Below are 22862 nucleotides of genomic sequence, written 5' to 3'. Positions count from 1 at the left end.
TTACTCTGCAATTTGTGTGACTTGAATAATGTTTGGCAGCGTTTCAAGCTCTGATAGGACAGCTGGGTCAATATTTTGATCCACTTCAATCGTCATCAGTGCCTCTTGCCCGACATCTTTACGCGCCACTTCCATATGACCGATGTTGATGGCGAATTTCGCTAAGACATTGGCAACTGCCGCAATCGTCCCGTAGCGATCGTTATGAACCACAAGAATGGCAGGATGATTCCCTGAAAGCCTGAGCTCAAAGCCATTTAATTCTGTGATTTCAATTTTACCTCCGCCGATGGAAATCCCGATTAGTTCAAGGCTTCCGTTCGCATCTGAAATCTCTACTTTTGCTGTATTCGGATGCGCCGGCACCGCCTCTTCTTCTTTAAATTCAATGTCGATCTCTTTGCTTTTTGCAATATCGATCGCTGTTTTGATTCGTTCATCAAATGTATCAAAGTCAAGAACACCGCCAATAATGGCGACATCTGTACCGTGTCCTTTATACGTATCTTTAAAAGAACCATAAAATGAAACGACAATTCGTTTCGGTTCTCTTCCAAATAAGCTGCGAGCTACTCTCCCTATACGAGCCGCACCCGCTGTGTGCGAACTTGATGGCCCAATCATGACAGGTCCAATAATATCAAACACACTTCTAAATTTCATAGGTCTTCCCCTCTCATCACCACTCGCGTATGGTTTGGTTCTTTCTTTAGACTAATGGATTCATTCGTTTCCCGCAACTCATTTCACCGTGGAATGGCTAGTAAAAAATTGCAAAAGAAGAAGAAGGGCTTTATTTGCCCTTCTTTCGTTATTCAACCGCCAAAATATATGAATAAAGCGGCTGTTTTCCATCGTGGACTTCAACTTCTACATCTTCAAATGTTTCTTCAATAAAGGCTTGCAGTGCATCCAGCTCATCAGATGATGCATCTTCCCCTTTAATGATGGTGACAATCTCATCATCTTCTGTCACCATTTTGGTTAGAAGTTCTTTTGCTGCATCTAATTGATTTTTCGCTGTTAACGTGATTTTCCCGTTGAACAGACCCATATAATCACCTTTCGCAATGTCGATTCCATCAATTTGAGTATCTCTTACTGCAAAGGTAATTTGCCCGCTTTTCACATGGTCAATCGCTTCTAGCATCGCTCTTTCGTTGTCTTCATTTGAAGCTGCTTCATTGAGAGAAAGAAGTGCCGACATTCCTTGAGGAACGGTCTTCGTCGGAATGACAACGACCTCACGGTTTGAGACAGTTGCCGCCTGTTTAGCTGCCATGACAATATTAGAATTATTAGGTAAGATAAAGACGGTTTCGGCATGTACGCTTTCTATTGCTGTGACAATGTCTTCTGTGCTCGGATTCATCGTCTGTCCGCCTTCAATGACGACGGAAGCTCCGATACTTTTGAACAAGTCAACAATTCCTTCTCCCATTGCGACACTGACGACGCCAAAGCGCTGTTTTTCAGCAGCAGGTGCTTTTGGTGCAGCAGGTGCGTGTTCTCTTTCTTCGTTCACGATTGAGCTATGCTGCTCTCTCATGTTTTCTATTTTCATATTAATTAAGCTGCCGTAGCGCTGTGCATAGGATAAGACATCTCCTGGCTGCTCTGCATGAATATGAACTTTCGCCAGTATATCGTCAGACACCACAAGAAGTGAATCTCCGAATTCACTTAAGTCTTGTCTGAAGGCATTCTCATCAAAGGACTGTTTGTCTTCTTCAAATTTCACCATAAATTCAGTACAGTAGCCAAATTCGATATCTTCTGTGTTCATATGGCTTTGCGCACTTTTATGATGCTCTGCACTAACGAGCTCTTTTAACGTAGGTAAAGAAGCCGCTTTAGGAGGAAGCTCTTCTCCTCTTAATGAAGCAAGGAAACCTTCATATACGCATAGAAGTCCTTTACCTCCACTATCGACAACACCCACTTCTTTTAAGACAGGAAGCAGATCTGGCGTTCGATCAAGTGATGCTCTTGCTTCCTCAATCGTTAACTCTAGAACGCGGTCAATTTGATCCTCTGCTGCCGAAACAGCAACCGCTTTCTTTGCTGCATCCTTTGCAACTGTTAAAATCGTTCCTTCAATCGGTTTCATCACGGCTTTATATGCTGTATCAACACCCGCCTGTAAGGCAAGAGCAAATTCTTTTGCATCAATCGTTTCTTTTTGTTCAATATGTTTACTGAAACCTCTAAAGAGCTGTGACAGGATCACGCCAGAGTTTCCTCTTGCGCCCATCAATAACCCTTTTGACAGGGCCACGCCGACCTTCCCAATATGATCGGTATTTGTTTCTTCAACTGCTTTTGCCCCTGAAGTCATCGACAAATTCATATTTGTCCCCGTGTCTCCATCTGGCACTGGAAAAACATTTAACGCATCAACAATTTGTGCGTTTTGAGAAAGATGGTGAGCACCTGCAAGAATCATTTTTGCAAATGAGCGGCCATCAAGATTTCTAATAGACAATATATTTCCTCCTTACTACGGGTTCGTAACTTTTACTCCTTGTACATAAATGTTGACCGAGTCAACAGAAAGTCCAATTGTGTGATGAATCGTGTATTTGACTTTCGTTTGAACATTATGTGCGACTTCTGATATTTTTGTACCGTAGCTTACGATGATGTACATATCAATATGAATGCGGTCTTCTTTTTGACGCACAAGAACACCCCGGCTGAAGTTCTCTTTGCGGAGAATATCCGTCAAGCCGTCCTTGATTTGATTTTTGGACGCCATGCCAACAATACCATAGCAATCGATCGCAGCGCCTCCTGCCACCATTGCAATGACTTCATTTGATATATCAATTTGTCCGTATTTCGTTCTAAGTTCAATGGACACATTGGTTCCCCCTTTTTGAGAAATTGCCCTGAGTTATCACTATTTTACTATAAGACCCTTCTTTTTAAAAGAAATCATTCAATCCGACCCAATCCTACTTATACTATAGCCTTGATTTTTTATCAAGATGTCAAGGTATTTTTCTTGAAAGAGGAGTAAACAATCCTTGCAAACCCCTTGAAGCTGTGGTAAATTATTAAAGTATCTTGAGGCATCTCTAAGTACGTATATGAAGAATATGATGATGTTTTCGCAGTTAGGAGGGAAACAAATGGCACGTAAATGCGTTATTACAGGCAGAAAAACAAAAGCTGGGAACAACCGTTCTCACGCAATGAACTCTACAAAACGTACATGGGGCGCGAACCTTCAAAAAGTTCGTATTCTAGTGGACGGTAAGCCTAAAAGAGTATATGTATCAGCTCGAGCTTTGAAATCTGGTAAAGTTGAGCGTGTATAAGCAAGAGTAAACGCCTGCTACAATAAACTGTAGCAGGCGTTTTTATGTGGAAATAAAGGAGATTACTCATTAATCTTTTTTAAATGAACCAAGCATCGCACGGACAATGCCGCCAAGAAATCTAGGCAGTTTGATTGTATAAAATTTCATTTTGTCCCCCTCCTAAAAGTACCGCTTGCAGCACAATTGAGCTTAATCAGCCATCCACATTGATAGGTTGGTCAATCTTTGCTTCTTACCATTATTAATATGCCTTCATGAAAAGAAAAAGTACCACTTGAGTGGATGAGTTCGTTACTAATACATAGTGTGGAACCAGGCTCAATATGACAATTTTTCAGAGGATATTTGAAACCTTTTAATGTCAGCTTTTCAACCGATGTACCAAAGGGCAGAAACGACACATATTTTTTATCAGGGTCTTCTTTTATTTCGTATGTACCAGGTCCAAACATTTGAATGATATTTTGCTTATCTACAAGAGTGATGTTCTGCTTGTGCTGAATGCCTTGATATAGAAGGTGAATATTTCCTAGAAAGTGATCAGCCCTTCCTCCTGTAATGCCGTAGATGTGAATATGCGCTGGGTGCTGGCGCATGGCCCAGTTCAGCGCAAGCTCTAAATCGGTTTCATCCTTTTCAGCCTGAAATACATTCAAGGCAGGCAATTTCTTTTTCAGCTCACAAAGCTCTTCTTCTGTCACACTGTCAAAATCACCAAAAGCCTTGGCAGGCATGATGCCGTTCTCTAGTAAAAAAAGCGTCCCCCGGTCTACACCGACCCAGAGAATATCGTCCTGTGATGCTTCCTGTTCAAGGGGCGGGATGTATTCAAAAGGACCGCCGGCTACGATATGTATGTGCATGATATACGCTCCTCTCCATGTAAAAAGAACCAAAGATCAGAGTGACTTTGGTTCCTTTTTTTACGCTTCTCGAATGGCCTGAATGGCGGCTGCACGGTTGTTTTTACCGTATACCGCTGAGCCGGCCACAAGTAAGTTAGCGCCCGCCTCTTTACAGCTCTTTGCAGTCTCTACATTGACACCGCCGTCTATTTCTATGAGTAAGTCTGATAAGCCCTTTTGTTCGCTAAGGGTCTTCACTTCTTTTACCTTCTCGAGGACAGATGGAATGAACGCCTGTCCGCCAAAACCAGGATTCACCGTCATGAATAAGACAAGGTCTACGTCCTCTAATACATGCTCAATCTGAGAAACAGGTGTGTGCGGGTTCAAGACGACACCTGCTTTTACACCTTGTTCTTTTATGTGCTGTATCGTGCGGTGCAAGTGCGGACAAGCCTCTACATGGACAGATATAATGTCAGCACCTGCTTTTGCGAATGCAGGAATATACCGGTCTGGCTGCTCAATCATTAAGTGAACATCGAGCGGCAGCTTTGTATGCGGTCTGATCGCTTCCACAACATTCGGTCCAAATGTGATATTCGGTACAAAATGGCCGTCCATCACATCGATATGAATGTAATCCGCTCCGCCTTGTTCCACATCACGGATATCTTTCTCCAAATTGGCGAAATCTGCTGATAAAATGGAAGGGGCAATATAAACCATGAGTTAGTACCTCGGCTTTCTGTCTTTGATTTCAGTTAAAAACTCTAAATAATGCTGATAGCGATACGCTCTGATTTGCTCTTGTTCGACCGCGCCTTTTACCGCACAGCCAGGCTCTTTCACATGCAGACAGCCTCTAAACTTACAATCTGCACTCCGCTCTTTGATTTCTAAAAAGTAAAGGCCTAAATCTTCCGCTTCAATGCCGGTAAATTCGAGCGAGCTAAAGCCAGGTGTATCTGCAATGAGCCCTTCTGCTGTACGAATGAGTTCGACATGTCTTGTCGTATGCTTCCCCCTTCCAAGATGAGAGGAAATATCATTGGTTTTCAGCGCCAAATCAGGACTCATCGCATTTAAAAGAGAGGACTTACCTACACCTGACTGACCGGCAAATACAGTGATTTTATTGTGAAAATGCGGGGTCAGCTTTTCAATTCCGTCTCCCTCGATCGTGGATGTTACATGAACATCATATCCAATTTGCCTATAGTCCTCTGCATAGCCTTGAATACTTTCACGCTCTTCATCTGTTTTCAATAAGTCCATTTTTGTGATACAGATAATCGGCTTAATATCATTTGCTTCCACCAGCACTAGAAATCTGTCTAAAAGCGATGTGCTAAAGGTCGGTTCTGTCGCGGAGAAAACGAGCACCGCTTGATCGACGTTACTAATAGGCGGACGAACAAGTTCGTTTGTCCGCTCTTTTACTTCTAATAAATAGCCTTCTTTATCGTTATCCGCTTGATATACGACATAATCTCCAACTAGAGGTGTGATTTTGTTTTTTCGAAAAATGCCTCTCGCTCTGCACTGAATCACTTTTCCACTTTCTAGAGACTCATCGAGCACATAATAAAATCCGCTTAATGCTTTAATAATTTTGCCCTCAGGCATAAAGTCCCTCCTTTATTCATCGTCAGGGTATTCGATTGTTTTAGAGCTTACGACTTTATCATCAACCGTCACTTGATAGTATCCTTTTTGACCTGGTTCAATCTTAAATTTAATGGTCCGTTCAGTTGGTGCAGTGATGTTAAAGGTTTCATATGAATCAGAAATGCTATGCTCAGCATCGTCAATGGAAATCTGAACGGTCATCTCTTGCCCTTCAGTGACTGGCTCATACGGGATGGCAATCTTCTCAGTTACCGTTTTAGCCGGTTTTTTCTTCGGTCCGAGTGAGAAGGTGATCTTAACCGTATCCCCTGGTTTCACAGCAGTACCTGCTCCTGGCTCCTGCTTCATGACCTCACCTTTTGGTACATCATCAGAATACGCTTCTTTTTCATCAAGCTTTAATCCGTTATCCTCTAAATAATTCGATGCAGCCTGTTTACTATATGTCGTTAAATCCCGCAAAGTAATATCGGCAGGACCTATGCTGACCGTCAACGTCACTTCTTCATCTGCTGCCACAAGCTCAGTACTCGCTGAAGGTTTCTGTTCCATGACAATCCCAGATTCGGTGTCATTATCATTTACTTCCTCCACAACAACTTGCTTAAACCCTTTTTTCTCTAATAATTCTTTTGCTTTATCGACCTTTTCACCTGTTACATCAGGTAATTCGGTCTTTTCTTTGCCAGTACTTTGGTAAAGCTGAATCTCGGTTCCTTCTTTTACCTTTGTGCCGATTTTCGGGTCTGTTTTGACGACAAGCCCTTTTTCAATTTTTTCATCAGCGATCTCAATTGGTTCAGAGGCAACGGTAAAGCCGGCTTTCTTCAAGGTGTCCTCTGCTTTTTCAATCGTCATGCCAGATACATCAGAGACCTCAACATCTTTTGGAAAGAGCAGTCCGGGAAACACAGTGATAGCTAAAATAGTCGCAGCAGTTAGAATAAACAGGATGGATGCCACAACCCAAGGCCATTTTTTTCGTTTCTTTTTCGGGTTTTGTTTCTCTTTTTTCTTCGGTTTTTGCACCGGATGGACAGCTGTTTTTTCATTATCTTGATCGACTTGATGATCTTGAATGATTGGGATCGCTTTCGTTGCTTCATGATCCTCTTCAATGACAAAGCGTTTTTCTTTTAGTCTTGAAGGGTCGAAAGCAGTTTGCAGATCTTTTTGCATTTCAGATGCATCTTCATATCGATAAAATGGATCTTTGGCCATTGCCTTTAAAATGATGTTTTCCACGCTTTGTGGAACAGAAGGATTCCACCTTCTTACAGATGGCGGCTCTGATTGCAAATGCTTCAGCGCAACACTGACAGCTGATTCCCCTTCAAATGGCATGCGTCCAGAAATGAGTTCATAGAGCACAATTCCAAGTGAATAGATGTCTGACTTTTTCGTCGCAAGACCTCCGCGGGCTTGCTCTGGAGACAAATAGTGCACCGATCCTAGAACCGAATTTGTGTGGGTGATGGTCGCTGAGCTGAGTGCAATGGCAATCCCAAAATCAGTGACTTTAATATTCCCCATGTTGTCTATTAATATATTGTGAGGCTTAATGTCCCGGTGGACGAGCTGCTTTGCATGGGCTTCTTCCATTGCCGCAACCACTTGCTCCATAATGCGAACGGCTTCTTTCGGATGAAGCGGGCCATTGGCATGTATGTATTCTTTCAGCGTCATCCCTTCGACATATTCCATGACAATATAATAAATGTCATCTTCTTCCCCTACATCGTAGATGCTGACAATATTTGAATGATCTAAACTTGCGGCTGACTGCGCCTCGCGCCGGAAACGTCTAATAAAATCATCATCGCTTGCAAAGTCAAAGCGCAAAATTTTAATCGCGACTTCGCGATCTAAAATCATATCCTCCGCCAAATAAACGTTTGCCATTCCGCCTCCGCCTATGACGCGAAGAATCTGATAACGGCCGCTGATCCGTTTTCCGATCAACACTTGCTGTCACCCTCCTCTGGCTGGGAGGAGATTTCTAACAATACTGCTGTAATGTTATCTTCACCGCCGTTGTCATTCGCTGTTTGGATTAATGCTGTTACTTTTTCATCTGGTGCGGTCGTTTGCGTTAAAATATGAATCAAATTCTCTTCTTCTACTTTATTTGATAAACCATCTGAGCAAAGCAGGATTTGATCTCCTGGATCCACTTCAAAGGTATGTGCATCGATTTGAACGTGTTTATCTGTTCCTAATGCTTTCGTAAGCACATTTTTTCTTGGATGATATTCTGCATCCTCTTTAGAAATTTCACCTGTTTTCACAAGCTCATTTACGAGTGAATGGTCATCTGTTAGCTGGGTCAGTGCTCCTTCTCTTAGCAAATAGCAGCGGCTGTCGCCAATATGGGCAATTGTGACCGTTTGCAAATGAACGAGCGCACAAACAATGGTTGTCCCCATTCCTTGGCACTCCTCATTGTTTTTCGCATGTTCATATACTTGATCATTAATGTCACTAATTTTTGAGATTAACCAGCTTTCTTGCTCTGCTGGTTTTGCTGGAATTGAAGATGTTTCTTCCCAGTATTCTTTTAAAGAAGAGACGGCCATCCTGCTGGCGACATCACCAGCAAGATGACCTCCCATTCCATCTGCTACAACAGCTAGAAGGGTGTCTTCTTTTGCTTCAAAAATACCTGCATCATCTTCATTATGCTGACGGACTTTTCCTGTATCGGTTTGAAAGGCTGCCCTTATCAACATTCGTCACCTCGTCTCTTCCTGACGCTCCTTCGCTCTTAGCTGACCGCAAGCAGCATCAATATCATGGCCTTGCTCTCGTCTAATTGTTACGTTTACGCCGCGTTCTTTCAGCGTTTTTTCAAATAGGAAGATTTGTTCTCTTGGTGTTCTTACATAATCCCTTTCCGGTACATAGTTCACCGGAATGAGGTTCACGTGGCACTTGATTCCTTTTAATAAGTCTGCAAGCTCTTCTGCATGATGCACTTGATCATTTACTCCGCCAAACAGGCCGTATTCAAAGCTGACACGTCTACCCGTTTTTTGAATGTAGTATTCAATGGCTTCCATTAATTTTGGCAGCTTATATGCCTTATTGATCGGCATCAGACGGCTTCTGATCTCTGTGTTCGGTGCATGCAGAGAGACAGCAAAATTGATTTGCATTTGCTCATCAGCGAATTGATAGATCTTTGGAATGATTCCGCTTGTCGACACTGTAATATGACGCGCGCCAATGTTTAAGCCGTTGTCATGGTTGATGATTTTAAGGAAGGCAAGCATTTCGTCAAAGTTATCAAACGGTTCGCCAATTCCCATGATGACAACCGAGCTGACTCTCTCATCTGTTTCGTCAAGTGCCTGCTGCACTTTCAATACTTGAGCAACGATTTCTCCTGCTTCAAGGTTTCGTTTTAACCCGCCAAGTGTAGATGCACAGAATGTACAGCCGATTCGGCAGCCAACCTGAGTTGTGACACAGACAGAGTTGCCGTATTCGTGGCGCATCAGTACTGTTTCAATCGTATAGCCATCATGTAATTCAAATAAAAACTTGATCGTTCCGTCTTGAGACGTTTGTTTGATCACGGTTTTTAATGTGGTGATCGCAAATTGATTTTTTAATTTTTCTCTTAAATCCTTTGAAAGGTTAGACATATCGTCAAAGGATGTCACACGTTTCTCATAAAGCCACTCGAAAATTTGGGCTGCGCGGAAAGGCTTTTCGCCTTGTTCTTTTAACCATTCTTTCATTTCGTGAAGCTCAAATGAGTAGATCGACGGCATTTCTGTCTTCAGTTCTTTTCTTACTTTTTGTTCTGTCATTTTTTATCCCTTCTTTCTCATGCTGCAAATAAAGAAACCATCTGTTCCGAAATAATGAGGAAGAATTTGTACACTTCCGTTTTGAACAAACGGAGCAACCTGCTCAGGCAGCCGTTCATTAAGAGATAGATCGGGTTCGAAGTCTTGGTGTTCTTGTAAAAACGCATGAATCACTTGTTGATTTTCTGTTGGGTCCATTGTACACGTACTGTATACAAGGGTTCCGCCCGGTTTTAAAAGCGGGGCCGCTTCCTTTAAAATGGCCTGCTGGATAGCTGCAAGCCTTGCTGAGTCTTCTTGTGACTTTGTATATTTCATATCTGGTTTTCGTCTAATGACGCCAAAACCGGAACACGGTGCATCAATGAGAATACGGTCAAACGAAGCTTCGCTGTAATAGTCTGCCGCTTTCCTTGCATCAAGTGCTTTTGCCTCAATGTGAGTAAGGTTTAGACGTTTTGCTGCTTGTTTAATGAGTTTCACTTTGTGTTCATGTAAATCAAGAGAAACAATTTTGCCCTCATCGTTCATACGTTCTGCAATATGTGTTGATTTTCCGCCAGGAGCCGCACAGGCGTCAAGCACCGTTTCTCCCGGCTGAGGGTCGAGCGCTCTTGCGACAAGCATCGAGCTTTCATCTTGTATCGTCACATAGCCTTCTTGAAAAGAAGGGGTTGAGACGATAGACCCTTTCATGAGCTTAAGTGCATCTTCAGATAAGTCGCCAAGCTCCGTTTCAATGCCTGCATCCAATAGTTTTTGCTGCAGTGCCGTGCGGTCAATTTTCATTCGATTGACACGAAGGGTTTGCTTTGGCGGGACTAAATGAATGCGGCACATGCTTTCTGCCGCTTCAAACCCGTACGCCTGAACCCACTCCTGCACAAGCCATAATGGGTGGCTTGTCTCAATGGACAGCCGCTTTACGGGATCTTTGATCGCATCAAATGACGGAACGCCTTCTCTTTGCACGGAACGAAGAACACCGTTCACAAGTGAAGAAATGCCTTTGTGCCCGCGCTTTTTCGTTAGCTCGACAGCTTCATGAATGGCTGCACGATCTGGTATTTTTTCAAGGTACACCATTTGATAAAGAGACATCCGCAAAAGCTGCATCACCCATGGAGCGACCTTTTGCGGTTTTTTCACAAAGGGTGTCAGCATATAATCTAATGCCAGCTTATTTTGCAGTGTACCATATACAAGCTCTGTTAACAGCGGTTTGTCCTGATCAGCTAAGTCTTTATCTTTCATGACTGACTGCAACAGCAAATTACTGTAAGCTTGATTTTGTTCGAGTTTGATTAAAGCGTCCAGCGCTACTTCTCTCACATTACTTTTCTTCATTCATTAGCCCTAATTTCTGTCCAATTTCGATATTTGCGCCTCTTAAGAAGTCTTCGCCGCTCATTTTTTTCTTACCAGCTGGCTGCACACCTGTTAATAAAAGGCCTTGCTCATTCCCAGTTGCAATGACCGGACCTTCTTTTTGAAGCTCAATCACTTTCCCGGGTTCTTCTTGCGCTTGAAGCGGAACCTTTTTCGCTTCCCATACTTTTAGATGAGCGCCGTTCCATTCAGTATAGGCAACTGGCCAAGGATTTAGCCCGCGAACTTGGTTGTAAAGCTCTTCGCCGGTTTTTGTCCAGTCTAATCTTTCTTGCTCCCGCTTAATATTTGGTGCGTATGTGGCCGCTTCTTCATTTTGCGGAATTGGAGAAATAGACCCGCTTAGAACATTTGGCACCGTATCTTTTAGCAGTGTGGCACCAGCTGCACTTAATTTATCATGCAATGTTCCGACATTGTCTAATTCATCGATTTCTACTTCTACTTTACTGATCATGTCACCTGCATCAAGCCTTTCCACCATGTACATGATGGTAACGCCTGTTTTCTTTTTGCCTTGAAGGATCGCATAATGGATCGGCGCGCCGCCTCTTAGTTCTGGCAGGAGCGAGGCATGAACATTGATACAGCCAAACTTAGGTTCATCGAGTAATCGCTTTGGTAAGATTTGTCCAAATGCCGCTGTGACGATTAAATCCGGCTGTAATGCAAGCACCTTATCAATTTCTTCATCAAGGCGCACCTTTTCAGGCTGCAACACAGGAATGCCGTGCTTTAAGGCTTCCACTTTTACAGGAGGCGGTGTGAGCACTCGTTTTCTTCCTTTTGGGCGGTCTGGCTGCGTGACAACCCCTACCACTTCGTATCCTTCTGTTATCAGTGTTTGCAGCACAGGTACTGAGAAATCAGGGGTTCCCATAAATACGATACGTGCCATTTTCTTCACCCTTCCATTTCCGCAAGTTCTTTTTCTGTATAGGTTTCAATGATTTTTGACGTAAATAAAATGCCGTCTAAATGATCAATTTCGTGCAATAAAGCTCTTGCTAAAAATCCGTCTGCTTCTATTGTAAATGGTTTACCTTTCTTATCAAAGGCTTTTACCTTCACATAGTTCGGTCTCTCTACAGTGCCGTATAAAGATGGAAAGCTCAGGCAGCCTTCAATATCTGTCTGGCTTCCTTCTACTTCAAGCACCTCGGGGTTCACTAAGTCAATTCTGCCAGATTCTTCTCCGATATCTACAACAGCGATTCTTTTTGAAATACCGATTTGTGGTGCTGCTAGTCCAACTCCATCCAGCTCAAGCATTGTATCATACATATCATCCAGCAGTTTTTTAAGCTTTTTATCGAACGTCTCGACGCGCTCTGTCTTTTGTTCAAGCACTTCTGCCGGATGTATGACTATTGGTTTTACTGCCACTTACAGCCCTCCGTTTTACATCATCATATATGGATTCATATCTATTGAAATCATCAATTGTTTTTGTTCCATTTCCTTTTGATAATGGTCTTGTATTTTCCGTAGTAAACTTGCCAGTTCATTTTCCCTTTTGTATTTTATCACGCATTGATATCGATATCTATCTTTGATCTTAGCGATTGGTGATGCGGCCGGACCAAGGATTCGAGTATTCGGTGCACAGTTCATTTTTAGGAACTGGACAATTTGGTCAGTAACATGCGCTGCCTTCGTCACTTCTTCGTGTGACACTGTCACCATCGCCAAAAAGTAATAAGGCGGATAGGACTGGTGGCGGCGATGCAGCATCTCCTGTTCATAAAAGGCTTCGTAGTCATGCTGCTTCGTTAATTCAATACTATAGTGAGAAGGTGTATACGATTGAATAATAACCGAGCCCGCTTTTTCATGGCGCCCTGCCCTGCCGCTGACCTGCGTGAGAAGCTGAAATGTTTTTTCACTTGAACGAAAATCAGGGATGTGAAGGGATGTATCCGCACTGAGAACACCAACAAGTGTGACATCTGGGAAATCCAGCCCCTTTGCAATCATCTGCGTCCCGAGCAAAATGTCCGCTTCTTTATTGCCAAAAGACGTAAGAAGCTTTTCGTGAGCACCCTTTCGAGACGTTGTATCCACATCCATTCGAATTACACGCGCCTCAGGCAATACCTTTGTCAGTTCCTCTTCTACTCGCTGCGTGCCAGTTCCAAAATAGCGAATATGCTCACTGTGGCATTCTGGACATTCAGCAGGTACTGGTGCTTCGTGACCACAATAATGGCACTTCAGCCGTTTTTGATAGCGGTGATAGGTAAGAGAAATTTCGCAATGAGGACATTGCTCCACATAACCGCAATCACGGCACATCACAAAGGATGAATAGCCTCTTTTGTTCAGAAATAAAACGGCTTGTTCTTTTCTTTCAAGCACTTCCTTTAACCTGATCATTAATTCTTCTGAGAACATGGAGCGGTTGCCATTTCTTAGTTCTTCTCTCATATCAATTAACGAAACGTGCGGCAGCTGCTGCTGGTTGACGCGGTGCTTGAGCGACAGCAATGTATAAACGCCTTTTTTCGCACGTGCATAGGTTTCAAGTGAAGGTGTTGCACTGCCTAATACGACTGGACATTGATGCCGCACTGCTCGTTCAATGGCGACATCCTTGGCATGGTAACGAGGCATTTCTTCTTGTTTATAAGAGGATTCGTGCTCTTCATCTATAATAATCATGCCTAAATTTTCAAATGGAGCGAAAACAGCAGATCTTGCGCCAACGACAAGCTTGACTTCCTTGCGATGAATCTTCCGCCATTCATCATATTTTTCTCCTGTCGATAAGCCGCTGTGAAGAACAGCCACATTTGAGCCAAATCGTTCTTTAAATCGCTGCACCATTTGAGGGGTTAATGAAATTTCAGGAACTAAAACGATCGCTTCTTTCCCTTTTTGAAGAACATGATCAATTGTCTGCAAGTAAATCTCCGTTTTGCCGCTTCCTGTCACTCCGTGCAGCAAAAAGGTTTCGTGCTGATCCTCACTGACTGCTTGATGAATATGTTTTGCCGCCTCTCTTTGCTCAGGCGTGAGATCAAGTGATGCAGATGGTGTAAACTCCCGGTCATGGTAAGGATCCCGGTAGACCTCTTCATAGCTTTCTGTTAACAGCCCTTCTTGAATAAAGGTTTTAAGCGTTTGAGAACTCGCCCCTGTTTGCTGCTGCAAGTCTTTCGCTAAAAAGGTTGTCTCTCCAGCTTGAAGCAAGTAAGAGATCAGCGCCTTTTGTTTTACCGCATTTTTCTTTAGCTGCTGCTGCTTTTCTTCAAGTTTTTCTTTCAATACAGCCAACTGGAGCATGCGGACCTTTTTCTTTCCAGATTTTTGCGAGACATGATATCTCACCTCTAGATGACCTTTTTGGACATGCTTTTGAATCTGTTTTAATTGTTCAGCCGGGATGTCAGCATAAAGAATGCTCTCACGCTGACCGAAAAGCTCTTTCAATGACTGCGGAAGTTCTTCCTCTGATAGCACCTGTATTTCTTTTTCATACTTTGCCTTCATGGCTGCGGGCAGCATCGATTGAAGTGCCGTAATATGATAGGACAATGTTTTTTCCGTCAGCCAGTGGGAAAGCTCCAGCAGCTCATCTGTCAGAACAGGTGATAAATCAAATAAATCGACTATCTCTTTGATGCTTCCTGTCTTGATGTCTGTTTCCTCTTTGACTTTTGTCACAAACCCTTGAATCTTCCGCGGGCCAAAGGGAACGACCACCCTCATTCCCGCTTTGACGAGATCTTTGAATCGATCTGGTACACGGTAATCAAATGGCCGGTCAATGGCTTTCGTTGTGACATCTACGATGACTTCAGCAATCATGCGCGATCACGCTCTTCTGGAAGCAGCAGTATTGCCTCCTTTAAAATTTCAAAAGCGAGGTCTTTTTTGCTCATCATCGGCAGCTCTTTTTTCGTTCCATCTGCTTTGATGATCGCTGCCACATTTGTATCTGTGCCAAATCCTGCACCTTCTTTAGTGACGTTATTGGCCACAATCATATCTAGGTGCTTGGATTCAATTTTCTTTTTCGCATAATATTCTACATCCTGCGTTTCAGCTGCAAATCCGATCAGCACTTGATGCTCTTTTCTTTTCCCTAGCTCTTTTAAAATATCTTTTGTCCGGGTGAATTCAATGTCCAGAGCGCCGTCCTGTTTTTTCATTTTATGAGCATATGTCGTGACAGGGGTGTAATCGGCGACAGCTGCTGATTTAATGACAAGATCTGCTTCTCCGTATACATCTAGCGCAGCTTGATACATATCTTCAGCTGATTCAACGTGCACTACATGTACATGGTCAGGTTCAGTTAAAGAAACAGGTCCAGAAATCAGCGTAACATCTGCCCCCATTTGCTGAGCAGCCTCTGCGATCGCATAGCCCATTTTTCCACTAGAACGATTTGTAAAGAATCGGACAGGATCGATGACTTCACGTGTAGGACCAGCTGTCACCACGACTTTTTTTCCTGAGAGCGGTAAGCTTTTTGGCTCATCAAAAAAAGCACGGATGTGTTCCACAATTTTTTCAGGCTCTTCTAATCGCCCTTTTCCAATGTAACCGCAGGCTAAATAACCTTCACTTGGCTCAATAAACCGGTAGCCGTCTTCATATAATGTGCGAATGTTCCGTTTGACAGCCGGGTGATCGTACATATGCACATTCATCGCTGGAGCGATCCATACAGGCGCTGTTGAAGCAAGCAAAGTCGTCGTCAGCATATCATCTGCAAGTCCAGCGGCCATTTTACCAATCGTATGTGCTGTTGCAGGGGCAACAAGAATGAGATCGGCCCAGTCAGCTACGTCAATATGCGCAATGACTCTTGGATTGTTTTCTTTGAATGTATCTACATATACCTCATGCCGAGACAGAGCTTGGAAGGTTAGCGGAGACACAAACTCACGAGCAGATTCCGTCATAATCACTCTGACATTTGCGCCTGATTGTACGAGTTTACTAGTAAGTGCTGCTGCTTTATATACGGCAATTCCTCCGCTGACACCGAGCAAAATATTTTTTGACTGTAACATTTGTTTGTCCCCCTTAACGGCCTTTTTCACAAATTCGTCTACAATTCAAAAAAGTCAAAACCAATCATAGTTTTGACTTTTTTGAACGTATCGTATCTGCATTGCAGAAGCGATGTGTTATTCTTGATCCTCTTTTTCAAATGTCAAAAGACCAGCGTCGATTTCTTCTAGTGCTTTGCCTACGAATTTGTAAGACTTTGTGTTTTCAATCTGCTGATCTTGATGGATCTGCATTTCACGTGCACGGCGTGCCGACACTGTTACAAGTGTATATTTTGAATCAAGTTTGTTCATCAATGAGTCAATTGAAGGATCTAACATGGTTTATTCTACCCCCAGCATTTTTTTATATCTTGGTGCGACTCTGTCTCTGCGCAGGTGTTCTGCAAGGACGATCGCTTTGATTCTTTCACAAGCCAGCTCGACATCATCGTTTTCAACGACATAGTCGTAAGCATCCATCATTTCAATTTCTTCTTTCGCAGCGGCCATTCGGTTTCGAATGAGCTCCTCAGACTCTGTACCGCGTGTAATGATGCGGTTTTGAAGTTCTGAAAGGCTAGGCGGTGCAAGGAAAATAAAAAGACCTTCCGGGAATGCTTCTCTTACTTGAAGTGCACCTTGCACTTCAATTTCAAGGAAAACATCTTTTCCTTCGCTTAATGTCTGTTCTACATAGTCAACAGGCGTGCCGTAGTAATTCCCGACGTACTCTGCCCATTCTAACAGCTTTTTGTTTTCAATCATATGTTCAAATTCTTCCCTGGTTTTAAAGAAATAATCGACACCATTTCTTTCACCTTCACGCGGTTTGCGTGTCGTCACAGAAATAGAGTATTCAAATTTCGTATCTTCCTGGGAGAAAATGGCTTGTCTGACCGTTCCTTTTCCAACTCCCGAAGGTCCAGAGAGAACGATTAAAAGTCCTCTTTCTTTCATAATGGCGTATTACCCCTGCCCTTCATCTATGATTTCTTCTTTTACAGAAAGTCTTTGCGCGACAGTCTCAGGCTGAACGGCAGATAAGATGACATGGTCACTGTCCATAATGACAACAGCACGGGTTCTTCTTCCGTATGTAGCATCTATGAGCATGCCTCGATCTCTTGCGTCTTGTATCATTCGTTTAATCGGTGCTGATTCCGGACTGACGATCGAAATCATCCGATTCGCTGAAATGATGTTTCCAAATCCGATATTGATCAACTTTATGGTCATCTTCTTTCGTCCCCCTGTAATATAAACGTCTCTAGTCTCGCCGAAAGAGACGCACTGTAAACAGCATACACAATGACTATTCTATATTTTGCACTTGTTCTTTTATTTTTTCAATAGCACTTTTCATTTCAACCACCAGCTTTGTTAAATGGTGATGGTTCGCTTTTGATCCAATGGTGTTCACTTCACGGTTGAGCTCCTGTACAAGGAAGTCAAGTTTTCGGCCGGCAGCACCGCCTTGCAGCAAGATTTGCTGAAACTGCTGAAAATGACTTTTTAATCTCGTAATCTCTTCTGTAATGTCACACCGGTCAGCAAAGATGGCTGCCTCTGTAGTCAGTCTGCTCTCGTCAAGCGCGTCTCCGATCCATTCTTGCAATCGCTGATTCAATCGTTCTTTGTACTGACTCACAACCTCTGGTGCAAAGACTTTGATTTCTTCTGTATAGGCCTCTAGTTCAGAAAGCCTCAGTTCACAGTCTTTTTGAAGGGATGCTCCCTCTTGCTCTCTCATGAAGCAAAGCTCCTTGACAGCAGCCTCGCAAGCTTCCATCAGCAGCTGCTCTAACTGTTCATTTCGGCTGGCTGACTCTTCCACCTGAACAGCAAGCTCCAGCCCCAATAAGTCATGTGCATGCTGAATACCTGAAATGTGATAGCGTTTCTCGAGGTCTTTTGCGGCTTTCATGTATTCATCAAGCAGCGGCCAGTCGATCTGTAAGGACCGGCTTGCTAGTTTACCGCCTTCAATCGTGACAAACAGCTCAATTCTACCGCGCTGCACGTGACGAAGAATGATCTTTTTTAATGTATCTTCGAAATATAAAAGCGGCCTCGGCAAACGGGCATGAACCTCTTTAAAACGGTGATTGACCGATTTTAGCTCAACTGACACTGTCAGTTCTCCATCCGTTTTACTCGCTTGGCCGAATCCCGTCATACTGCGTATCATGTCAAAACACCCAATTCTTTCATATTAATAAAATGAAAAAGGTAATAGCAGACACTATTACCTCAAAATTATACCATAATCAATTATTTTTTTCTTGTCAAAAGTGATCCTGCCAGTAAAAAAGTTGGCAGTGCAGACATCCCGATGATCAGCAGCCAATCAATTGGTGCAACCGCGACCGTTTTGAAAATCGGCTGAAGCGGCGGGTAATAAATGACCACAAGCATGAGCAAAAGTGATGACAAAACCGCACCGATCAAATAAAGGTTCCCAAATGGATTACGTTCAAAAATGGACCGTTCACTGCGGCAGTCAAATACATGAATGAGCTGCGCCAAAACAAGCGTACTAAATGCGACAGTCTGTGCATATTGCAGGTTGTTTGGATCGCGGTGATACACAAATATAAATGCCAAAAGGGTCGCAAGTCCGATGAGGAAGCCTCTTGAAATGACCTTCCAGCCAAGCCCTCTAGCAAAAATGCCCTCTTTCACATTCCGCGGCTTTCTCTTCATGACATCGCCTTCTGGCTTATCCATGCCAAGTGCCATAGCCGGCAGACCATCTGTGACAAGGTTTACCCATAAGATTTGTATAGGAACGAGCGGCAGCGGCAGCGCGAGCAGCATCGCAAACAGCATGACCAAAATTTCTCCGACATTTGATGCCAGCAAATAACGGACAAACTTACGAATGTTTTCATAAATATTCCGGCCCTCTTTAATGGCGGATTTTATGGTCGCAAAGTTGTCGTCAAGTAAAATAAGAGAAGACGCTTCTTTGGCTACGTCTGTTCCAGTGATGCCCATGGAGATACCGATATCTGCTTGTTTAATAGCAGGCGCATCATTGACCCCATCACCTGTCATCGCCACAACATGCCCATTTTTTTGATAGGCTTTGACAATTCTCAGTTTATGCTCAGGGGAAACCCGGGCAAAGACGTATACATTTTCAGCCGTTTGCTCAAGCTCTTTGTCGCTCATCTGATCAAGCGCTTTCCCGTCGAGCACCTGTCCTTGCTTCGGTAAAAGGCTCAAGTCTTTGGCGATCGCTTTGGCCGTTTCTACGTGGTCGCCTGTAATCATGACCGTTTTAATCCCGGCATCCCGGCACTCTTTAATCGCTCGTCTGACTTCAGGACGCGGTGGATCGATCATACCCTCTAACCCGATAAATGTTAAATCGGTTTCAGCCTGCTTTACAGAGGTGATTTTTTCTGTCAGACCGACTTTTTTATACGCAATGGCAATGGTTCTAAGCGCCTGTCTTGCTAACCCTTGAATCGCAGCTTCTGCTTCTTGCCTATGAGTTGCTGAAAAAGAAGCTGTGCGTCCGCCGTGCATGATATGACTTGAACGGTTCATTAGTACATCCGGCGCACCTTTTGCAATGACATACCGCTCTTTTTGATTCGTTTCAACGACGACTGACATCATCTTTCTTTCTGAGTCAAAAGGGAACTCCTCAATGACATGAAATCCAGCTTCAATGAATTGCTCTGTAAAACCCGCTTTACGTGCTGCGGTAAGAAGCGCCCCCTCTGTCGGATCGCCATCAAGCCTCATCTCTCCATCTTTTTCAACGATGGTCGATGTATTACAAAGCGCCCCGTATAATAACACCTTTTGCAGGCTTGGGTGCTTGTCGGCATGGACGATTTCTCCGTTCAAGGTAAAGTCACCGGATGGCTCGTAGCCTGTGCCAGAAATATTCCACGTTTTCCCCTCTGCCCATACATGAGTCACGGTCATTTTATTTTGCGTCATCGTTCCTGTTTTATCTGAGCAAATGATTGACGCGCAGCCGAGTGTTTCCACAGCCGGGAGCTTTCTGACAATCGATTTTTGTTTGATCATCCGCTGCACTCCTAGGGAAAGTGCGACAGTGACAATCGCCGGCAGTCCTTCTGGAATTGCCGCAACAGCAAGAGATACTCCCGCTAGGAACATATGATACAATTCATGTCCTTGCACAACACCGAGAACAACAACGAGCACCGTTAAAAATAAAGCAGCCACAATCAGAATTTTCCCGAGCTGCTCGAGACGCCTTTGCAGCGGCGTTTCCATATTACCTGCTGCATCCAGCATACCGGCAATTTGTCCCATTGCCGTATTCATTCCTGTACCAATGACAACCCCTACGCCGCTTCCTCTAGTAACAAGCGTCCCCATAAAGGCCATGTTCGTCAAATCTCCAAGTGAGACATGGCTGCTTGAAAGAGGACTTGCGTGTTTGACAGCTGGGATAGACTCGCCAGTGAGAGCGGACTCCTCAATTTCTAAGCTCTTTGTTTCTAGTAATCTAATATCTGCCCCAATCCGGTCTCCGCTTGAAAATTTCACAATATCCCCTGGCACGAGATGTTTAGACGGGATCTTGACCCATTCATTATTTCTCCTTGCATATACATGCGGAGTTGATAATTCTTTTAACGCTTGAAGGGATTTTTCCGCCCGGCGCTCTTGATAAAAGCCGAGTACACCATTAATCAAAACAATGGCTACAATCGCAACAGCATCAATGTATTCTCCTAAAAAGGCAGAAATGATTGTTGCTGCAAGCAAGATTAACACCATGAAATCTTTAAACTGTGCTAAAAAAATGATCAGAGCCGACGCCTTTTTTCCTTCCTGCAATTCATTTGGCCCGTGTTTTTCAAGCCGCTTTTGTACATCTTTTTCTGACAGTCCGTCACCTATCGATGTATTCATGGTTTTTAATAAATCGGTTTGGTTCAGTTCATGCCAATTCATTTGACCTCGTCCACTCCTCTTTTGTTCTCTCTCATATGCAGTGTTCTATAAGCCAGTTTATTCAGACTCGTCCTAAATCATGCTATAATAATAAGACTGCCTAAAGAACGAGAAAACGGAAGTTCTTTCAGTAGATTTGTGCGAAAGAAGAGGGTGTATCCAACATGTCATTTGACGGCATTTTTACATATGGTATGACAAATGAATTGCAAGAGACATTAACTGGCGGGAGGATTTCTAAAATCCATCAGCCATATAAGCACGAGCTGATATTTCATATTCGGGCAAACGGGAAAAATCATAAGCTCCTTTTATCGGCTCATCCGAGCTATGCGAGAGTGCAGCTCACTGAGCATCAATACGACAATCCAAGCGAGCCGCCAATGTTTTGTATGCTCCTCAGAAAGCATCTTGAGGGCGGCTTCATTGAACGTTTTGAACAGATTGGATTTGACCGGGTGATCGTGCTTCATGTAAGAAGCAGAAATGAAATTGGTGATGAGCAGACGCGTAAGCTTTACATTGAAATCATGGGACGACATAGTAATTTCATTCTGGTAGAGGATGGAACGCAGCAGATCATTGATGGTTTGAAACACCTTTCTCCATCTGTGAACAGCTATCGAACGGTGCTCCCTGGTCATGAATACCTTCTGCCGCCTGCGCAGCAAAAATTGAATCCTTTTGACGTGACAAAGGATGATATTTTGAAGCATTTACGCTTTCAAGAAGGAAAGATCGCAAATCAAATTGTCGATACCTTCTCTGGGGTTTCTCCGCTGTTTGCAAAGGAAGTTGTACACCGGGCCGGTCTTGCCAATCAAGAAACGATTCCAAATACACTGCTCGACATGTTCCAGCTCATTCGCATGCATTCTTTTACACCGCAGCTCACAAGAAAAGACGGAAAAGAGTATTTCTATTTATTAGAGCTTCAGCATGTCCATGGCGAGATGAAGACATTCGACTCACTCAGCCAGCTGCTTGACCGCTTTTATTTTGGAAAAGCTGAGAGAGATAGAGTCAAACAGCAGGCAGCTGACCTTGAACGGTTTGTCGTCAATGAAAAAAAGAAAAATGAAAACAAGCTGAAAAAGCTAAAAAGAACCCTTGAAGAATCTCAAGATGCACACAAATATCAGCTCTATGGTGAGCTGTTAACAGCCAATTTATATGCGATTAAAAAAGGGGATAAAGAAGCGACTGTCATCAATTATTACGATGAAGACGGCGGAGAAATCACGATTCCGCTCAAAACAAACAAAACCCCTTCTGAAAATGCCCAGGCATATTTTACAAAATATCAAAAGGCAAAAAATGCTGTAGAAGCTGTAAATGAACAAATTAAGCGGACACATGAAGAAATTGCTTATTTTGAAGAGCTGATTCAGCAGCTGTCCTCTGCTTCACCGAAGGATTTAGAGGAAATGAGAGAAGAGCTTGTTGAAGGAAAATATTTGCGCGCCAAACAAAAGCGTCTCGCCAAAAAGAAAAAACCGGCGGCCATTCAGCTCGAAACGTATGAATCATCCCAAGGCATACCAATTTTAGTCGGAAAAAACAACAAACAAAACGAGTATTTGACTACAAAGGCAGCTGCTCGTGATGATATTTGGCTGCATACAAAGGATATTCCTGGGTCACATGTCGTCATCCGTCACCAAGCACCTGATGAACAAACGCTGCTTGAAGCGGCTCAAATTGCCGCCTATTTTTCAAAGGCAAAAGAGTCCAGCTCCGTACCTGTCGACTATACAAAAATCCGCCATGTGAAAAAACCAAACGGAGCAAAGCCAGGCTTTGTTACGTATGATCAGCAGCAAACATTATTTGTCACGCCTGACGAAGATCTTGTGCTCAAGCTGAGAAAATAAATAAAAAAAGCCGATAAAATCTCCTGTA

The 22862-nt window shown here is 43.4% G+C and carries 22 protein-coding genes; 2 read left to right on the top strand and 20 right to left on the bottom strand.

The window, feature by feature from the left end:
• From sdaAB to MHH61_RS16920, 3 genes are all read right to left on the bottom strand, one after another.
• A complete protein-coding gene (sdaAB, locus tag MHH61_RS16930; protein ID WP_024424201.1) occupies positions 1 to 663 on the bottom strand; it encodes an L-serine ammonia-lyase, iron-sulfur-dependent subunit beta in 663 nt (220 codons plus the stop codon).
• Between the two features lie 148 nt (positions 664 to 811).
• Positions 812 to 2485, bottom strand: a complete 1674-nt coding sequence (locus MHH61_RS16925; RefSeq protein WP_125586813.1) for a DAK2 domain-containing protein — start codon at positions 2483 to 2485, stop codon at positions 812 to 814.
• Positions 2486 to 2500: 15 nt separating this feature from the next.
• The gene (locus MHH61_RS16920) at positions 2501 to 2863 is read right to left on the bottom strand and encodes an Asp23/Gls24 family envelope stress response protein (RefSeq protein ID WP_008344871.1); all 363 of its coding nucleotides are present in this window, start codon (positions 2861 to 2863) and stop codon (positions 2501 to 2503) included.
• A 271-nt stretch (positions 2864 to 3134) separates the two neighbouring features.
• Here MHH61_RS16920 and rpmB point away from each other — a divergent pair, with 271 nt between their 5' ends.
• Positions 3135 to 3323 carry a 50S ribosomal protein L28 gene (rpmB, locus tag MHH61_RS16915; RefSeq protein WP_003212514.1) on the top strand — a complete coding sequence of 63 codons (189 nt, stop codon included), beginning with the start codon at positions 3135 to 3137 and terminating at the stop codon, positions 3321 to 3323.
• Between the two features lie 69 nt (positions 3324 to 3392).
• Here rpmB and spoVM read toward each other — a convergent pair whose 3' ends face one another.
• The 17 genes from spoVM to MHH61_RS16830 form a co-directional block, all read right to left on the bottom strand.
• Entirely contained in the window at positions 3393 to 3473 is an 81-nt protein-coding gene (gene spoVM / locus MHH61_RS16910; RefSeq protein ID WP_008354550.1) for a stage V sporulation protein SpoVM, read from the bottom strand.
• Positions 3474 to 3544: 71 nt separating this feature from the next.
• The gene (locus tag MHH61_RS16905) at positions 3545 to 4189 is read right to left on the bottom strand and encodes a thiamine diphosphokinase (protein ID WP_024426962.1); all 645 of its coding nucleotides are present in this window, start codon (positions 4187 to 4189) and stop codon (positions 3545 to 3547) included.
• A 60-nt stretch (positions 4190 to 4249) separates the two neighbouring features.
• A complete protein-coding gene (gene rpe, locus MHH61_RS16900) occupies positions 4250 to 4900 on the bottom strand; it encodes a ribulose-phosphate 3-epimerase (protein WP_024426961.1) in 651 nt (216 codons plus the stop codon).
• A gap of 3 nt (positions 4901 to 4903) precedes the next feature.
• A complete protein-coding gene (gene rsgA / locus MHH61_RS16895; RefSeq protein ID WP_024424205.1) occupies positions 4904 to 5800 on the bottom strand; it encodes a ribosome small subunit-dependent GTPase A in 897 nt (298 codons plus the stop codon).
• A gap of 12 nt (positions 5801 to 5812) precedes the next feature.
• On the bottom strand, positions 5813 to 7768 hold the full coding sequence (gene pknB, locus MHH61_RS16890) for a Stk1 family PASTA domain-containing Ser/Thr kinase (protein ID WP_125586815.1): 1956 nt from the start codon (positions 7766 to 7768) through the stop codon (positions 5813 to 5815).
• Entirely contained in the window at positions 7762 to 8532 is a 771-nt protein-coding gene (locus tag MHH61_RS16885) for a Stp1/IreP family PP2C-type Ser/Thr phosphatase (protein ID WP_034281746.1), read from the bottom strand. Before MHH61_RS16885 ends, pknB begins: the two co-directional genes overlap by 7 nt.
• Positions 8533 to 8535: 3 nt before the next feature.
• Positions 8536 to 9618, bottom strand: a complete 1083-nt coding sequence (gene rlmN / locus MHH61_RS16880) for a 23S rRNA (adenine(2503)-C(2))-methyltransferase RlmN (RefSeq protein ID WP_024424208.1) — start codon at positions 9616 to 9618, stop codon at positions 8536 to 8538.
• A gap of 3 nt (positions 9619 to 9621) precedes the next feature.
• A complete protein-coding gene (rsmB, locus tag MHH61_RS16875; RefSeq protein ID WP_125586817.1) occupies positions 9622 to 10965 on the bottom strand; it encodes a 16S rRNA (cytosine(967)-C(5))-methyltransferase RsmB in 1344 nt (447 codons plus the stop codon).
• Positions 10952 to 11905: a methionyl-tRNA formyltransferase gene (fmt, locus tag MHH61_RS16870; protein WP_024426956.1), complete on the bottom strand. Its 954-nt coding sequence runs from the start codon at positions 11903 to 11905 to the stop codon at positions 10952 to 10954. Before fmt ends, rsmB begins: the two co-directional genes overlap by 14 nt.
• A 5-nt stretch (positions 11906 to 11910) precedes the next feature.
• Entirely contained in the window at positions 11911 to 12393 is a 483-nt protein-coding gene (def, locus tag MHH61_RS16865) for a peptide deformylase (protein ID WP_025092560.1), read from the bottom strand.
• A gap of 15 nt (positions 12394 to 12408) precedes the next feature.
• Entirely contained in the window at positions 12409 to 14817 is a 2409-nt protein-coding gene (priA, locus tag MHH61_RS16860) for a primosomal protein N' (RefSeq protein ID WP_125586818.1), read from the bottom strand.
• Positions 14814 to 16031, bottom strand: a complete 1218-nt coding sequence (coaBC, locus tag MHH61_RS16855; RefSeq protein ID WP_125586820.1) for a bifunctional phosphopantothenoylcysteine decarboxylase/phosphopantothenate--cysteine ligase CoaBC — start codon at positions 16029 to 16031, stop codon at positions 14814 to 14816. The genes priA and coaBC overlap by 4 nt, the downstream gene beginning before the upstream one ends.
• A gap of 117 nt (positions 16032 to 16148) precedes the next feature.
• The gene (gene rpoZ, locus MHH61_RS16850) at positions 16149 to 16352 is read right to left on the bottom strand and encodes a DNA-directed RNA polymerase subunit omega (RefSeq protein WP_003211647.1); all 204 of its coding nucleotides are present in this window, start codon (positions 16350 to 16352) and stop codon (positions 16149 to 16151) included.
• A gap of 3 nt (positions 16353 to 16355) precedes the next feature.
• On the bottom strand, positions 16356 to 16970 hold the full coding sequence (gene gmk / locus MHH61_RS16845) for a guanylate kinase (protein WP_024424214.1): 615 nt from the start codon (positions 16968 to 16970) through the stop codon (positions 16356 to 16358).
• 9 nt (positions 16971 to 16979) lie between these two features.
• Positions 16980 to 17249: an extracellular matrix/biofilm regulator RemA gene (gene remA / locus MHH61_RS16840; RefSeq protein ID WP_008344898.1), complete on the bottom strand. Its 270-nt coding sequence runs from the start codon at positions 17247 to 17249 to the stop codon at positions 16980 to 16982.
• 76 nt (positions 17250 to 17325) lie between these two features.
• Positions 17326 to 18201, bottom strand: a complete 876-nt coding sequence (locus MHH61_RS16835; RefSeq protein ID WP_125586822.1) for a YicC/YloC family endoribonuclease — start codon at positions 18199 to 18201, stop codon at positions 17326 to 17328.
• A gap of 83 nt (positions 18202 to 18284) precedes the next feature.
• Positions 18285 to 20960: a calcium-translocating P-type ATPase, SERCA-type gene (locus tag MHH61_RS16830; RefSeq protein WP_087978867.1), complete on the bottom strand. Its 2676-nt coding sequence runs from the start codon at positions 20958 to 20960 to the stop codon at positions 18285 to 18287.
• Between the two features lie 164 nt (positions 20961 to 21124).
• Between MHH61_RS16830 and MHH61_RS16825 the strand changes: the two genes are divergently transcribed.
• A complete protein-coding gene (locus tag MHH61_RS16825) occupies positions 21125 to 22834 on the top strand; it encodes an NFACT RNA binding domain-containing protein (RefSeq protein ID WP_024426952.1) in 1710 nt (569 codons plus the stop codon).
• Positions 22835 to 22862: the final 28 nt, after the last annotated feature.

This window comes from Bacillus sp. FSL K6-3154 (assembly GCF_040869395.1).
Classification (GTDB): Bacteria; Bacillota; Bacilli; order Bacillales; family Bacillaceae; genus Bacillus; species Bacillus safensis.
This window is presented reverse-complemented; position numbering and strand designations above follow the sequence as displayed.